The 14,710-nt window shown below is 68.5% G+C and carries 17 protein-coding genes; 6 read left to right on the forward strand and 11 right to left on the reverse strand.

Features of this window, described 5'->3' with window-relative positions:
• Positions 1-9: 9 nt before the first annotated feature.
• The 3 genes from BM417_RS00975 to BM417_RS00985 are packed head-to-tail and all read right to left on the reverse strand — an operon-like array spanning position 10 to position 2,968.
• Positions 10-816: a carbohydrate ABC transporter permease gene (locus BM417_RS00975; RefSeq protein WP_093587821.1), complete on the reverse strand. Its 807-nt coding sequence runs from the start codon at positions 814-816 to the stop codon at positions 10-12.
• Positions 813-1,703: a carbohydrate ABC transporter permease gene (locus BM417_RS00980; RefSeq protein ID WP_093587822.1), complete on the reverse strand. Its 891-nt coding sequence runs from the start codon at positions 1,701-1,703 to the stop codon at positions 813-815. The genes BM417_RS00975 and BM417_RS00980 overlap by 4 nt, the downstream gene beginning before the upstream one ends.
• Complete coding sequence (locus tag BM417_RS00985) at positions 1,700-2,968, reverse strand: ABC transporter substrate-binding protein (protein WP_093587823.1); 1,269 nt, start codon at positions 2,966-2,968, stop codon at positions 1,700-1,702. Before BM417_RS00985 ends, BM417_RS00980 begins: the two co-directional genes overlap by 4 nt.
• Positions 2,969-3,144: 176 nt before the next feature.
• On the opposite strand from BM417_RS00985, the gene BM417_RS00990 reads away from it, so the two are divergent.
• Positions 3,145-3,978 carry an endo alpha-1,4 polygalactosaminidase gene (locus BM417_RS00990; RefSeq protein ID WP_093587824.1) on the forward strand — a complete coding sequence of 278 codons (834 nt, stop codon included), beginning with the start codon at positions 3,145-3,147 and terminating at the stop codon, positions 3,976-3,978.
• Between the two features lie 46 nt (positions 3,979-4,024).
• On the opposite strand, the gene BM417_RS00995 is transcribed toward BM417_RS00990, so the two are convergent.
• Positions 4,025-5,269, reverse strand: a complete 1,245-nt coding sequence (locus BM417_RS00995) for an extracellular catalytic domain type 2 short-chain-length polyhydroxyalkanoate depolymerase (RefSeq protein WP_093587825.1) — start codon at positions 5,267-5,269, stop codon at positions 4,025-4,027.
• Positions 5,270-5,447: 178 nt separating this feature from the next.
• Here BM417_RS00995 and BM417_RS01000 point away from each other — a divergent pair, with 178 nt between their 5' ends.
• From BM417_RS01000 to BM417_RS01015, 4 genes are all read left to right on the forward strand, one after another.
• Positions 5,448-6,278 carry a PhzF family phenazine biosynthesis protein gene (locus BM417_RS01000; RefSeq protein ID WP_093587826.1) on the forward strand — a complete coding sequence of 277 codons (831 nt, stop codon included), beginning with the start codon at positions 5,448-5,450 and terminating at the stop codon, positions 6,276-6,278.
• A gap of 81 nt (positions 6,279-6,359) precedes the next feature.
• Positions 6,360-7,820, forward strand: coding sequence for a PP2C family protein-serine/threonine phosphatase (locus BM417_RS01005; protein WP_245821592.1), 1,461 nt, complete (start codon positions 6,360-6,362; stop codon positions 7,818-7,820).
• Entirely contained in the window at positions 7,817-8,830 is a 1,014-nt protein-coding gene (locus BM417_RS01010; protein ID WP_093587827.1) for a cobalamin B12-binding domain-containing protein, read from the forward strand. Before BM417_RS01005 ends, BM417_RS01010 begins: the two co-directional genes overlap by 4 nt.
• Positions 8,831-8,950: 120 nt before the next feature.
• A complete protein-coding gene (locus BM417_RS01015) occupies positions 8,951-9,721 on the forward strand; it encodes an MHYT domain-containing protein (protein WP_093587828.1) in 771 nt (256 codons plus the stop codon).
• A gap of 1 nt (position 9,722) precedes the next feature.
• Here the strand turns inward: BM417_RS01015 and BM417_RS01020 are convergent, their stop codons facing one another.
• Both BM417_RS01020 and BM417_RS01025 read right to left on the reverse strand, forming a co-directional pair.
• Positions 9,723-9,986, reverse strand: a complete 264-nt coding sequence (locus BM417_RS01020; protein WP_093587829.1) for a Smr/MutS family protein — start codon at positions 9,984-9,986, stop codon at positions 9,723-9,725.
• The gene (locus BM417_RS01025) at positions 9,983-11,185 is read right to left on the reverse strand and encodes an MFS transporter (RefSeq protein WP_177320216.1); all 1,203 of its coding nucleotides are present in this window, start codon (positions 11,183-11,185) and stop codon (positions 9,983-9,985) included. The genes BM417_RS01020 and BM417_RS01025 overlap by 4 nt, the downstream gene beginning before the upstream one ends.
• 72 nt (positions 11,186-11,257) lie before the next feature.
• On the opposite strand from BM417_RS01025, the gene BM417_RS01030 reads away from it, so the two are divergent.
• Positions 11,258-11,698: a helix-turn-helix domain-containing protein gene (locus tag BM417_RS01030; protein ID WP_177320217.1), complete on the forward strand. Its 441-nt coding sequence runs from the start codon at positions 11,258-11,260 to the stop codon at positions 11,696-11,698.
• Here BM417_RS01030 and BM417_RS01035 read toward each other — a convergent pair whose 3' ends face one another.
• From BM417_RS01035 to BM417_RS01055, 5 genes are all read right to left on the reverse strand, one after another.
• The gene (locus BM417_RS01035) at positions 11,699-11,956 is read right to left on the reverse strand and encodes a DUF1345 domain-containing protein (RefSeq protein WP_218164284.1); all 258 of its coding nucleotides are present in this window, start codon (positions 11,954-11,956) and stop codon (positions 11,699-11,701) included.
• Positions 11,957-12,063: 107 nt separating this feature from the next.
• A complete protein-coding gene (locus BM417_RS01040; protein WP_177320218.1) occupies positions 12,064-13,221 on the reverse strand; it encodes an RNA-guided endonuclease InsQ/TnpB family protein in 1,158 nt (385 codons plus the stop codon).
• An 89-nt stretch (positions 13,222-13,310) separates the two neighbouring features.
• Positions 13,311-13,727 (reverse strand): DUF1345 domain-containing protein, encoded by a 417-nt coding sequence (locus BM417_RS01045; protein WP_093587833.1) that lies wholly within the window; start codon positions 13,725-13,727, stop codon positions 13,311-13,313.
• On the reverse strand, positions 13,720-14,061 hold the full coding sequence (locus BM417_RS01050) for an STAS domain-containing protein (protein ID WP_093587834.1): 342 nt from the start codon (positions 14,059-14,061) through the stop codon (positions 13,720-13,722). Before BM417_RS01050 ends, BM417_RS01045 begins: the two co-directional genes overlap by 8 nt.
• A 1-nt stretch (position 14,062) precedes the next feature.
• Positions 14,063-14,680, reverse strand: a complete 618-nt coding sequence (locus BM417_RS01055; RefSeq protein ID WP_093587835.1) for a DsbA family oxidoreductase — start codon at positions 14,678-14,680, stop codon at positions 14,063-14,065.
• Between the last annotated feature and the right edge of the window lie 30 nt (positions 14,681-14,710).

Genomic DNA, 14,710 nt, shown 5'->3' on the forward strand with positions numbered 1-14,710 from the left:
GTTGTTCAGTCACTTGATGCCCGCTGCGGCCACCGACCGCACGAAGAACCGCTGGGCGAAGAAGAAGACGAGCAGGACGGGCAGCTGGCTCAGCACCGTGCCGGCCATGAGCTTCGGCCAGTTGGTGGTGTGCGCGCCCTGGAAGCTCTGCAGTCCCAGTTGGACGGTCATGACCTCCGGGCTCTGCACCGCGATGAGCGGCCACAGGAAGTCGTTCCAGGTCTGCAGGAACGTGAGCACGGCGAGGGTCGCGAGGGTGGGTCGCATCAGCGGCAGCAGCACCTGGAGCAACGTCCGCAGCCTGCTCGCGCCGTCGATCCGCGCGGCCTCCTCCAGTTCCCTGGGCAGGGTCGTGAAGAACTGCCGCATCAGGAACACCCCGAACGCGGTGGCCAGGTTGGGCGCGATCAGCGCGCCGAGGGTGTCGATGAGTCCCAGTGACCGCATCATGATCAGCAGCGGCAGCATGACGATCTGGAACGGCACCATCAGCGTCGCGAGCATGAGGACGAACGCGACCTTGTTGCCGAAGAACGGGATGCGCGCGAACGCGTAGCCCGCCAGCGAGCAGAGCAGCAGGTTGCCGGCCACGCAGACGACGGACACGACGAAGCTGTTGACCAGCCACGATCCCAGCGGCGCGTCCCGCATCGCCGCGAGGTAGTTCTCCCACTCGATCCCGCTCGGCAGGCCGGGCGGGAAGCGCCGCGACTCCGCCTGGGTGGACACCGACACCAGCAGCATCCACGCCAGCGGCGTCACCATGACGACGGAGAGCGGAAAGAGGATCAGGTGCAGCGCGCTCGGCCTTCTCATCGGACCTCGTAGTGCGACGTGCGGCGGTTGAACCGCAGCTGGGCCAGGGTGAACACGCCGATGATCAGGAACACCGCGCAGCCGATCGCCGCCGCGTACCCGCCGTCGAAGCTCACGAACGCCTCGTTGTAGAGGTGGTAGACGAGCACGGTGGTCGCGCGCAGCGGCCCGCCCTTGGTCGTCACGTAGACCGCGTCGAAGAGCTGCAGGCCGTTGATCGTGAGCCACACCAGGAGAAAGCCCGTGGCGGGGGCCACCAGCGGCAGTTCGACGTGCCAGAACGACCGGGCCCGCCCGCAGCCGTCCAGGGCGGACGCCTCGATCAGGTCCTTCGGCACGTTCTGGAGCGCCGCCAGGTAGATGATGACCGCGAACCCGAGCCAGCCCCACACCGTCATCGCCACCACGGCGAACAGCGCCTGACCGGGATCGGAGAAGAACCCCTGCTTCGGCAGGCCCACCGCGTCCAGCGCGGCGTTGACCAGGCCGAACTGCGGGTTCGCCAGCCAGCTGAACATGATGCCGGTCGCGACCGTCGAGGTCACCAGCGGCACGGACACGGCGAGCCGGTAGAACACGACGCCGCGGATCTTCTGGTTGAGCATCACCGCGATCGGCAACGCGAACACGAGCGTGATCGGCACGAACAGCACGACGTAGACGAGCGTGCGCCGGGCCGCGTCCCAGAACAGCGGGTCGGCGACGAGCTTGGCGTAGTTGTCGCCGCCCGCGAACGTTCCCGGTGAGGTGAGATCGGTGTGCTGGAAGGACAGCACGAACGACCACATCACCGGGACGAGACCGAACACCCCGATCAGGATCACGGCGGGTGCGGCGAACCCCCAGCCGGCGGTGTGGTCGGCGAGCCTGCGCCGGTCGAGCGTCATGAGCCCGCCAGCACCTGGTCGACCTCGGTCCGCGCCTGGTCGAGCGCGGCCTGGGGTTCGGCCTGGCCGAGCAGGACCGACTGCACGGCGGTGCCGAGGACCTGCGAGATCTTCGGGTACTGCGGGATGTTGGGCCGCGACTTCGTCACGTTCTTCGCGAGGTTGTCGACGAACACCTTAGTGCCGGGGTACTTCGCCTCGAACTCGGCGTAGCCGGCGAGGTCCACTTCGGACTGGCGGATCGGCAGGTGGCCGGTCTCCATGGCGAACTCCAGGTGGACCTCCGCCGAGAGCAGCCACTTCAGGAACGGCAACGCGTTGGTGCGGCCGTTCTCACCGAACACGACGAACGTGTCCGGTCCCGCGATCGTCGCGTGGGTGACCTTGCCGGGCAGGATCTGCACGCCGTAGGAGACGTCCTCGTTGATGGAGCCGAGGTCCCACGGACCCGTCCACAGCATGCCGATGCGGCCGGAGTTGAAGAGGTTGAGGTACTGCTGATCGCCCGCGTCCAGGTACACCGACTTGTCCGTGACGGCCATGTCGCGCAACAACTGCATGGCCTGCCGGCCGGCGTCGGAGGAGAACGCGGCCTTCCTGCCGTCCGGGGAGAGCAGGTCGCCGCCTGCCTGCCAGAGCAGGGCGAGGAACCGCCAGACCGTGTCCTCGGTGCCGTCGTTGACGTACGCCCAGCCGAACTTGCCGTCGGAGGTGAGCTTCTGCGCGGCGGAGCGGAAGTCGTCCCACGTCCAGGACTCGGTCGGGTGCGCGATCTTGGCTTCGTCGAACAGCTTCTTGTTGTAGACGAGCGAGAGGTTGTCGACGAGCGCGGGGACGCCGTAGATCTTCCCGTCCACCGTCGCGGCCTCCCGGCCCGCCGGGAACAGGTCGTCCCAGCGGAACTCCGTGTCCCCGCGCAGCGCGTCGGTCAGGTCCTGCGTCTGCGGGCGGCCGGTGAGCCCGGTGATCGAGGAGCCGTACTGGTAGGCGACCTCCGGCGGGTTGCCGGACGCGAAGGACGCCAGCGTCTTCTGCAGCGCGTTGTCGTTGCCACCGTTGAACACCAGCTCGACCTGCCGGTCGGGATGCGTGGTGTTCCAGCGCGCCGCGAGCTTGTCGAACGCGGAGGCCTCCTTGTCGGTGTAGCCGTGCCACACCTTCACCTTGCCGTTCCCGCCGGAGCCCGTTCCGCAGGCGGCCGTCATGACGAGCGCGGCACCCATCGTGAGCACCGTGCGGCGACTGAGCCCTCTGCCGTCCGCCATGTCGACTCCCTCGCTTCGTGGATGCGGCTGTGTTGGTCGCGAACACTAAGCGCGAATCGCTCAAACAAGCAAGAGTGGTGACCGATTGAGATTGCTTACTAGCCCGTTGCGCCGGATCTCGCTAGAGTCGCTCACACTCAATCACCACTTGTGAGCGATCAAGGAGTTTGGCGCCTATGACCTCCCCTGCCCGCGCCCTCACCGGAACCGCGTTAGCAGCAGTCGCACTGGCTGCCTGCGTGGCCGGACCCCTGACCTCGTCCAGCCAGGCGGCCGCGGTCCAGCTGCCCCCTGCCGGCGCGGTCCTCGACTACCAGCTCGGCGCCGCGTACACGCCGCCCCAGGGCGTGAACCTCGTGACCCGCGACAGCACGGCCACACCCGCGCCCGGCATCTACAACATCTGCTACGTCAACGGTTTCCAGACGCAGCCCGCGGACCGCAACGTCTGGCTGAACCAGCGCGGTCACCTGATCCTCAAGGACTCGTCGGGCAAGCCGATCATCGACCCGAACTGGCCGGACGAGTTCCTGCTCGACACGTCGACGTCGGCCAAGCGCACCGAGCTCGCCGGAATCATCGGCGGCACCATCGACCAGTGCGCGACCAAGGGCTTCAAGGCCGTCGAGGTGGACAACCTCGACTCCTACCTGCGCTCCAAGGGCAAGCTGAGCGTGAACAACAACCTCGCCTACGCGAAGTTGCTCGCCGACCGGTCACACAGCCGCAACCTCGCCATCGGCCAGAAGAACTCTGCCGAGCAGGCGGCGCGTGGACGTTCCGAGGTCGGCTTCGACTTCGCGGTCTCCGAGGAATGCCACCGCTGGGAAGAGTGCGCGTCCTACTCCGACGTGTACGGCTCGCACGTGATGGACATCGAGTACACCGACGACCTGCGCGGCACGTTCGAGGACGTGTGCAACGACCCGGACACTCCAGCCACCACGACGTTGCGTGACCGCTACCTCGTCGGGCCCGGCCAGTCGGACTACGCGTTCGACCACTGCTGACGGGACCGGGGTGGCGGTGCGCGCCGCCACCCCGGAGCTCACCCGGTCAGCACTTCACCCAGTGGTTCGGCGCGGTCTGCCGGATCGTGCTGGTGGTGAAGGTGTTCCACAGCCCCAGAGGCTGGTTGGAGCCCAGCGCGTAGGTCTGGCCCAGACTGACGTAGGCGCGACCGGCGACGGTGTGGGCGTAGTTGCTCGCGGTGACGCACTGCGAGGTCGGCGGCGTGATGGTCGTCGTCGTGGTCGTCGTGGTGGTGGTCGTGGGCGGTGGCCCGGTGGTGCTCAACGCCTTGACCATGTTCACCACGGCGGTCATCTGCGGGCCGGTCTTGAGCGCGTACTGGGCCGACTGGTAGCCCCACCAGTCCCAGCACCCGCGCGGGTTCCCGGTCATCGTGGTGGCCTGCGGGTAGAGCACGATCATGTTGTTGGTGTCGGCGTACTCGTTGAGATAAGCCTTGTCCATCAACGCGTTGCCGATCAGGCCGTAGTACTGGTAGCAGCCGTGCAGCGTCACCATGAGCTTGCAGGGGCCGGTGTCGCACGCCCTTGGCACGTAAGCGAATCCCTCGCGTCCCATGCTGATCGACGCCGCGTTGCCGCCGGGCGCGTACGCGTTCTGGTCGAACTGGACGAGCTTGCCGGACAACGTCGAGGCGGCCGCGTTCACCGGACCGGACAGGTGTCCCAGCATCTCCTTGACCGGGTCGGTCGTCCCGCACTTGTTGATGTAAGGCGAAGTCGTGACGCCGCAGGCGTTCGGGCCGATCGGGCTGACCCACGCGTGCCCGGCCGCGGTGGTGTTGTTGTAGGCGACTCGCGCGCCGAAGTCGCGGTAGTAGGTGGCCAGATCGTCGTTCACCACGCGGTCGACCGTGTCGTCGGCGCTGCCGTGGAACAGCCACACCGGGTCGCCGGAGAGGTTCCCCGGAGGATCGACCGTGCCCGCCGACGCGCGGGTGCGGGTCAGCTGTTCCAGTTCGGCGGGCGTCTTGCGCGGCTGGAAGGTGTCCATGCACGCGAGAAGCGCGGTGTTCACGTTGTTCTGCGCGCAGTCGTAGGCGCCGGCGGAGAAGATGCCCGCGCCCTGGAACACGCTGGAATACGCGACGTGCAGCTGGTTGGCCAGGTAGCCGCCGGACGACACGCCGCTGACGTAGATGGCGGTGATGTCGTACTTGGTGAGGCTGCCGGACTGCGGTGGCGGGACCGCCGCGAGCGAGATCGACAGGGAAGCCGCGGCCAGGCCGGTGGCCGCCGCCAGTGCCACGAGAGCGTTCCTCAATCGCATGTGTTCGCCTCCGTCATTGCAGGCAGGACATGGGTTTGAGGTTAAGAGCCGATAAATGGACGGCACCACGTGTGACGTCGCCACCTCGCGGAGCGGTCAGACGTCGAACGGCACCATTGACAGCAGGGCCTGTGTCGAAGTCGGGCCCGACTTCGACACAGGCCCTAAGTTTGGCCGTATGCGGACGTTCAGCCAGGTCGACGTGTTCACCGACGAGTTCATGAAGGGCAACGCGCTCGCGGTCGTGCACGACGCGGAGGGCCTGTCCACGGAGGAGATGGCGGCGTTCGCGAACTGGACGAACCTCGCGGAGACCACGTTCCTCCTCCCGCCAGAGGATCCCGCCGCCGACTACCGGGTGCGCATCTTCACGGTGAGCCGCGAGCTGCCGTTCGCGGGCCATCCGACGCTCGGATCCGCGCATGCGTGGCTGGCCGCCGGGAACACCCCGCGCGACCCGGATCGGCTGGTGCAGGAGTGCGGTGCCGGGCTGGTGGAGGTGCGCCGCGACGGTGCGCGGCTGGCGTTCGCCGCTCCCCCGCTCCTGCGCGGCGGTCCGGTAGGCGAGCACGACGCGCTGGCGGCGGCGCTGGCGATCACGCCGGACGAGATCGTGGACGCGCAGTGGGCCGACAACGGGCCGGGCTGGGTCGCGGTGCTGCTGCGCTCCGCCGAGGCCGTGCTGGCGGTGCGGCCCGACTACCAGCGGTTCGGTGCTTTCACGGACATCGGCGTGGTCGGGCCGCACCCCGGCGGGGGTGAGGTCGCGTTCGAGGTGCGGGCGTTCGTCGACGAGGACGGCAAGTTCGCGGAGGATCCGGTGACGGGCAGCCTCAACGCGTCGATCGCGCAGTGGCTGATTCCGGCGGGAATCGCGCCGGAGCGGTACGTCGCGGCCCAGGGCACCGCTCTCGGACGACGTGGGCGAATCCACCTCTCGCAGGCCGGCGGCCAGATCTGGGTCGGCGGGAACACGGTGGTCGGCGTCACCGGACAGGTGGCGTTGTGATCGTCCTTTGAGGACGCCATACCCACTCCGGGGGCGTGTCAAACGTTGTTCTTGATCGGCTTCGGATGAGACCATTGCGTCGTGGTCACGGTTTCCAACTGGTTGCGTTCGCCGTGCCCCGCGCTCGTCGTCGACGCCGTCGGTGCGGTGCACGGCATGAACGACGCTGCCAGGTCGCTCTTCCCCGAACAGGTCGTACCGCCTCAGTGGCGGCACGGCGAGTCCGTGCACGTCGCGGAACGCAGCTATGCCGCGCACCGGGTCGACAACGAGGACGGCTCGGTCACCTGGTGGTTGCTCGACGAGACGGACCTGCTGCTGGAACGGGAGCGGGCCGCGCTGCTGGCACGGATGTCCGGTGCCCTGATGACGTCGCTCAACCCCGAGCGGTGCATGACCGTCGTCGCCGAGCTAGCCGCCGCGCACCTCGCGGACGAGGCGCTGGTGATCGCTCCCCAGTCCGACCACGGCCATCCCGTCACGCGGTGCCTGCGCGGCGAGACGCCGACGTACGAGCTCCAGCACGTCGACGTCGAGGAGGTCGTCGGGCTCAGCGAGGCGCTGCGCGGCTTCCCGCCGGTGCCGTCGCGCTGGATCGACCCGGCCGCGGCGCCGGGCTGGCTGGCCCAGGACGTCGTCTCGATCGTCGTCACTCCCCTGCCTGGCCACGGCGTGCCGGCGGGTGCGTTGATCCTCATCCGGCGGGACAAGCGGTTCACCGAGGACGAGGAGGCGTTCGCGCGGCTGTTCGCCTCGCGGGCGGGAGTGGCCATCTCGGCCGCGAGCCTGTTCACCCAGCAGGCCGTGATCACCGATCGGCTGACCCACGACCTGCTGCCGCCTGCGCTGCGCCGCTACGAGCACGTCGAACTGGCCGGGCGCTACCGGGCGTCGGGCGACACCGAACGCGTCGGCGGCGACTTCTACGACGTGCACGAACTGCCTGACGACGAACTGTTCGTCGTGCTCGGCGACGTGTGCGGCAAGGGACTCGACGCGGCGGCGCAGACCGGCAAGGTCCGCACGGCCCTGCACGCGCTCCTGCAGGTCGTGACCGACCACGACAAGATGCTGCAGGCCCTCAACCAGGCGCTGCTCACCACGGACAAGTCCCGCTTCATCACGACGGTCGTCGGCACCGTGCGGCCCGTCGACGACGGTCTGCACGTAACGCTGACCTCAGGCGGGCACCTGCCGCCGTTGATCGTGCGGGCGAACGGCGCGGTCGAGGCGGCCAGGACCAAGGGCACGCTCGTCGGCATCCTGCCGCGGATCATGACGACCACCGACGAGGTGCTGCTCGCGCCCGGTGACTCGTGCCTGCTCTACACCGACGGCATCACCGAGGCCCACGGCGGCCCGCTGGGCGACGAGGAGTTCGGCGAGGACCGCCTGCGCCGCGCTCTCACGGACTGCGGCGGGATGCCGGCCGAGGCGCTCGTCGAACACGTGCACATGCTCGCCGCGCAATGGGTCGGTAGCGGCGTGCACGACGACATGGCGGTTCTCGCGATCACCGCGCCGCGCAGGAGGTCCTCGTGAAAGCGGTCGAAGCCCTGTGGGAGGCCGCGCTCGACGGGAACGAGTACCGCGCGACCGACGTGGTGCTCGAGGCGGCCGGTGAACACGGCCACGAGGCCGTGCTGCTCGACGTGGTCGGCGCGGTGCAGCAGCGGGTCGGCCGGGAGTGGGCCGCGAACCGGATCAGCGTGGCGCAGGAGCACGCGATCACCGCGATCAACGACCGCGCGGTCACCGCGTTGTCGATCACCAGGCCACGCCGGGAAGCGGTGCACGGGCGCGTGACGGTGGCGTGCGTGGACGGCGAATGGCACGCGTTGCCCGCACGGTTGCTGGCGGAAGTGTTGTCGTTGCGCGGTTTCGCCGTCGACTACCTGGGCGCGCAGGTGCCGGCACCGCACCTCATCACGTACCTGCACCGCACCAGCCCGGACGTGGTGGCGCTGTCCAGTTCGATCGCCACCCGGCTGCCGGTGGCGCACGCCACGATGACGGCCTGCCAGGCGACGGGCGTGCCGGTGATGGTGGGCGGCGCCGCGTTCGGCGTGGACGGTGTGTACGCGCGGCGGTTCGGCGCGAACGCGTGGGCCGCCGACGCCCGGGCCGCCGCGGACATGCTGCTGTCCCAAACGATTCAGCCGCCGAGCGCGCCACACCAGCCCGTCGACGACCTGCCGCACCTCGCGGACCAGGAGTACACGCTGGTGACCCGCAGCGCGCGCGACCTCGTGCGGTCCGTGTACCGCGGGCTCGAGGAACGCGTGCCCGCCATGCGGTCCTACAGCGACGAGCAGCGGCAGCACACGGCCGAGGATCTGGCGCACATCGTGGAGTACCTCGCGACCGCGCTGTACGTGGACGACGACTCGTTGTTCCGCGACTTCCTCTCCTGGACCGGCGAGGTGCTCAACGCCCGCGGGGTGCCGGCGCAGGTGCTGGAACCCGCCCTGGACCTACTCTCAGTACAACTTCGGGACTTTCCGCGCGCCCAGCGGATGCTCGCCGCACCTGATCGGTCACTGCCCGTGTAAGTCCTTTGTGGACGGACAGCGCACACGCGGTGTGCCCGCCCGATCGCACAACGTTTTCCCTGGTACCAGTGTGCACACTGGTCTTGTGTCGCATAGATTCGAAATGTTTTCATCTCGACCATGGACATGGGGACGCTCACTCCGATCGCTGCCTACGTCGTCGCGGTCCTCGGCTCGGTGCTCGGTCTCCTGTCCGCTGAGCGCGCGCGAAACGCGAACAGGACGACACGGAACTGGTGGATCGCCGTGGCGGCCGTGTCGATCGGCGGGCTCGGCATCTGGGGCATGCACTTCACCGCGATGCTCGGCACGTGGATGGGGGCGAACGTCTCCTACGACATCCCGATCACGTTGCTGAGCATGGTGGTCGCCATCGTGGTGGTCGCCGCCGGCCTGTTCCTGGTGCGGCGCTACGGCGTGAACGGCGACACGCGCTTCTGGCCGCTCGCCGCCGGCGGTCTCGTCACCGGACTCGGCGTCGCCGCGATGCACTACACCGGCATGGCCGCGATCGTGATCAACGCCGACGTCTCCTACAACATCGGCCTGGTGGCGGTCTCCATCGTGATCGCCGTGGTCGCCTCGACCGTCGCGCTGTGGTTCACCCGGAAGGTCAGTGGCTTCGCCGCCGTCATCGGGGCCGCGCTGGTGATGGGCGTGGCCGTCACGGGCATGCACTACACCGGCATGTACGCGATGAGCATGGCGCACGACCACAGCGCGTCGGTCGTCATCGGCAACTCGCAGGAGCTGATCACGTCGTTGATCATCGGCGGCGCCGGCGTCAGCGTCATCATCATCTTCCTGCTCGCCCTCACGTCCGATGACGACGAAGGCAGCGAGGAGGCCGAGCTGCTCGCCCGCGTCATGCGACGGACCAGCGAACGCTGACCTACCTGAGGTGCACGAGCACCATTCCGTCGTTGCCGGGAGCGACCTCGACCCGCCGGTAGAGCTTCTTGACGTGCGGCTGCTTCAGCATCGCGAGTACACGGGCCTTGAGCTTGCCCGACCCCTTGCCCGTGATGATCTCGACCAGCGGCACCTGCTGCCCGGCCGCGCGGAACAACGCGGCGCGCACGGCCTGGGCGATGTCCTGGTCGCTGCGGAAGATCGGGTGCAGGTCGACGGTCAGCTTGTCCGGCACGCCGCTCATTCTGCCCGAGCGAGGACGTCGGGGGTGGCGGTGCGGTCCCACGGCACCAGACCCGCCAAAGCGCCGCCCGCGGTGACGACGCAGGCGACCACCACCGCGGCGGACAACGACAGCGTTTGCGCGAGCAGAGGTCCGGCCAGCGCGCCGATCAACGTCGCCAACGCTTCCGCTGACAGGAAGACAGCGCTGATCCTGCCGAGCGCCTCGTTCGGCACCACCCGCTGCAACGCCGTCTGCGGGGTCACGAGGGTCATCGAGCCGAACATTCCGATCGCAACGGCGGCGGGCAAGGCAACGACCAACGACGTCGAGTTGAAGAGCACGAAGAACGCCACGGCGGTCGCCAGCTGGCTGGCCGCGAGCAGGTAACGGGGCTGAACCCGGTCGACCAGCCTGCGGATGGCCACGGCACCGAGGAGGAACCCGACGCCGAGCGCGGACACGACGAGCCCGATCTGTTCGGTGCCACCCAGTTCCTGGATCCCGAACGGCACGAGCAGCGCGCTCAGCGAGGCGTTGGCCGCCAGGAAGATCGCGGTCAACGGCAACAGGGCCACCGCGATCGGCAAGCTCCGCAGCACTTTCCACCCACCTGCGAGATCGACCGGTGCCCGCTTCCCCGCCGAACCCTGGCGGCGGGTCGTCAGCGCGATGGCGGCCGCCGAGACGAGGTAGCTCGCGACGTCGATCCAGATGAGTGCCTGGAAGCTCGTGAGCGTCATGATCGCGGCGCCCAGCGGCGGTGCGACGAGGCGGACCGTGCCGTCGGTGAACGCGTTGAGCGAGTTCGCGCTGCTCAGTCCGCTGCCCGTGCCGACGACGACCGGGATGTGGGCCTGCGCGGCGGGCCGGAACAGCACGGCGCCGGTGCTCTCGGCGATCAACGCGGCGTAGACCAGCCAGAGCGAGTGCCCGGCCGTGGCGAACAACATAAGCGTGACCGCGAAAGCGCGGAACAGGTCGGCAGCGATCATCACCCGCCTGCGGTCCCACCGGTCGGTCAGCACGCCCGCGATCGGGCCGAGCAGCAACGGCGGCAGGTACTCGGCGACGAGCGTGAGGCCGGTCGCGAGCAGCGAACCGGTGAGCGCGTAGACGTGCGCCGGGATCGCGATCACCAGCAGCCACGAGCCCAGCAGGCTCACCGTTCGACCGGTCCACAGCAGCCGGAAATCTCTGATCTTGAATGCTTCGAGCACCGCCACCCCCAGGTAGTAGTCTTGACAGAATAAGATCGCCACTCAAAGTGTTCTGTCAAGATAGGAGCGGTCGTGCCGAACGAGCCCATCGGGCCGAGGCTGCGCGCACTGCGGCAGGCCTCGGGCCGCACCGTCGCCTCGGTCGCCGCCGACGCCGGGCTGTCCGTGCCCTACATCGCGAACCTGGAGAACGGCAGGGGAAACCCGACGACGAACGTGCTGAGCAGGCTCGCCTCCGCGCTCGGCACCGACCTGTCGATCGAGTTCGGCTCAGGCGCTCCGGCACCGAGCGGTCCGGCACCGCAGAGCGTGGTGAAGCTGAGCAGGAGCCGGCGTTTCCGGGCAACGGTCGCCGCTCTCGCCGAGAAGTCCGGTCAGGACCCGCAGGACGTGACCGCGCGGTTGATCAGCGCGTGCGCCCTGCTCACCGAGGCGCTCGGGCACGAGGCGAGCGAGCACGACTGGTGGCGGGTGCTCGACGCGCTGGTTCTCATCGCGGAGCATCCGGCGTGATCACTGGCTGCTGATGCTCGCGACCAGGTTGATCGTCGTGGCCAGCACACCGGTGCCGAACAGGTACGACAGCAAGGCGTGCTTCAGGGCCGTGCGGCGCATCTCGCGGCCGGACAGGCTCGTGTCGGACACCTGGAACGTCATGCCGATGCTGAACGCGACGTACGCGAAGTCGCCGTAGTCCGGCGGTTCGGGCTGGTTGAAGTCGATGCCGCCGTCCGCGCCGTAGTAGTAGAGACGGGCATAGCGCAGCGTCAACTTCTCGCCCCTGAAAGGGCCGAGCTTTCGCCCGATTCCTTCAAGCCGAGTCGCGTTCCTCGTCCACCACTGGTTGTGGTGTGCGGGCCGCATCTACCGACAACTGCTCAGGCAGGCATCGGTAAGGGCACGTTGACAAGTACCCACGCGCGCCGTGCCCGATCACGGATGTTCACAGCGGCGACGACGTCGGCGGGTCCAGCAAGACCGCACCGGCGACACGAAAACCGGTCCCTGGTGGGACGGTTGGAGCGGGACGTGTGCTTGCACCTCGGGCACATTTGCGAGGTGTAGCGGGCGTCCACCAGCAGTACCGGCACACCGGCCCGGCGTGCTTTGTAGGTGATGTGTTGTTCGAGCTGGTGGAATGGCCAGGAGGACTGAGTGGCTCGCTGGTGCCGGTGGAGCCGTACCCGGTCGCGGATGCCGTGGAGTTCCTCCAGGGCGATGCCGCGGCCGGTGCGTTCGGCAACAGCCACGATGTCTTTGGCGATCTTGTGGTTGATGTGTGTCGCGTGCCGCGCTTCCCTGCGAGCCCGGCGCTTCACCCGGCGCGTGGCGGACTTGGTGCGCCTGGCCTGCAACTCGGCACGTTTGCGGACGTGCCAGCGGCGGTACCTCCGCAGGCGGCGGCCCTGGAAGTTGTCCAGGTCCGAGGTGGTGGCCAGGTTGGTGATACCCCGGTCGACACCGATCCAGTCGACAGGCTCGAACACCTCCGGCTCAGGCACCTCGCAGGTGGCGACCAGAAACCACATGCCGTCACAGAACAGCAGGTCCGACTCGCCCTGACGGTGAGCACGCAGTGTCGTCAACTGGTCCGGCGAGCAGACGAACCGGAGGTCCTTCACCCTGCCCACGGTCGTCCAGATGCTGACCGTCCGCGCGTCCAGCTGCCACGAAAGGCAGCGGTCGTCGAACGGCTGCGCCGCCCACCGGCGAAACGAGATCGGCTTCGACTGGGCCTTGACGCGGCGCTGGCACTTCTCTCCGCCGAGGTTTCCAGCCCTGATCGCGGCCCGCAGGGTGGCGTAGGCATCGACGACTTTCTTCACCACCCGCACCGCGGGCTGCGCCGACAGACCGAACCGATCCTTGACGTCGTGGTAGCAGAGCTTCTGCAACTCGTTACGGGACTTCACGTTCCGCTCGAACGCCACGCTCGACGCGTACTCCGCAGCCTCGTTGCAGGCATGCAGGGTCGCCGCCAGCGCCGTCGCCTGGACGGGCGTCGGCAGCAGCTTCACCCGCACCGCCAGCTTCACACAGACGATCCTATCGAACGTGTGTTCGGTCGACGTCGGCGCATCGACTTCCCCCGGCCGTGAACGGCCGGGCTTCCGCCGACAAACCATTAGGTGAAGATCGTGTGCACGACAGCCCATGACAGCACCACGGACAGCACGCCGAGCCCGACGTGCAGCAGTTCGGACGCGCCGCTGGTGTGTGCCGCACGGGCCAGCACGAAGCCCACGGACACGAGGCTCGCCAACGCGGCCACGAGCAGCAGCACCTCGGCGACGCGGCGGGTCGGGTCGTTGCGGACGGCGTGCCGGGCGGTCTCCTCGGCGTCCATCGGCCAGATGACCATCCACGCCCGCACGAGGTACACGAGGGTCGCGACGTCCCAGCCGACCAGCAGGCCGAACTCGCCGTGACCGGTGACCGTGACGACGAGGCCGCTGACGAGGCCCGCGGCGATGGCGACCACGATCTTGGTGCGGTCCAGCACGAAACCGTCCGGCATCGGGCGGTACGGCAGGTCAGCCATGCAACGCCGCGTCCAGGTCGAGGTAGAGCTCCAGCGTCTGGTTCAGCGTGGTGGCTTTGAGCGCCCGCAGCACGCTTCCCCTGGGCGACACCAGGCGCAACGGGATGCCGCTGTCTTCGCCGCGCAGGTGGAACTCGACGAGCACGGAGAGACCGACGGACGCGAAGAACTCGACGTCGCTGAGGTCCAGCACGACGGGAAGCCCGGCGCCGAACGCCTCGGACAGCTTGTCGCGCAACAGGTCCGCGGTGTACGAGTCGACCTCGCCCTCGGCACGCAGCACGACGGCGTTCGAGCGCTGCTCCGACTCGACCTTCAACAGTGCCTCGTCCATCTCACGCCTCCCAGGCTTGCGTCAGCGCGCGTCCGAACAGCTCGACGGGCTGGGCGCCGGACACGGCCAGACGCTCACCGACGACCACGAACGGCACGCCGGAGACGCCGATGTCGCGAGCGCGCTGCTCGTCGGCGCGCACCTCGTCGGCATAGGCGGCGGGGTCTTCGAGAACGGTCTTGACGTCGGCGGCGTCGAGCCCGGCCTCGGTGGCGATCTCCGTCAGCGACTCGGGCGTGAACAGCGAACGCGCCTGCGCGAAGTTGGCGCGCAGCACGGCGTCGAGGACTTCGTGCTGAATGCCCTTCTCCCCCGCCAGGTGCAGCAGCCGGTGCACGTCGAACGTGTTGCCGACCTCGCGGTCGAGCCGGTAGCCGAGGCCCTCGTCACGCGCGAGCTGGGCGACGGACTCCTCCATCTCGGCGGCGCGCGGGCCGAACTTGGCGGCGAGCATGTCCTGCACGGACTCGACGCCGCTCTTGGTGGGATCCAGCTCGAACGCGCGGTGCACCACGGTGATCTCCGCACGGTGCTCGAAACCGGCCAGCGCCTTCTCGAAGCGCGCCTTGCCGATGTAGCACCACGGACAAATGACGTCAGCCCAGAACTCGACCTGCATCGTTCGATCATGTCATGCCACGCCCGCGCC

This window comes from Lentzea waywayandensis, assembly GCF_900115955.1.
Taxonomy (GTDB): domain Bacteria; phylum Actinomycetota; class Actinomycetes; order Mycobacteriales; family Pseudonocardiaceae; genus Lentzea; species Lentzea waywayandensis.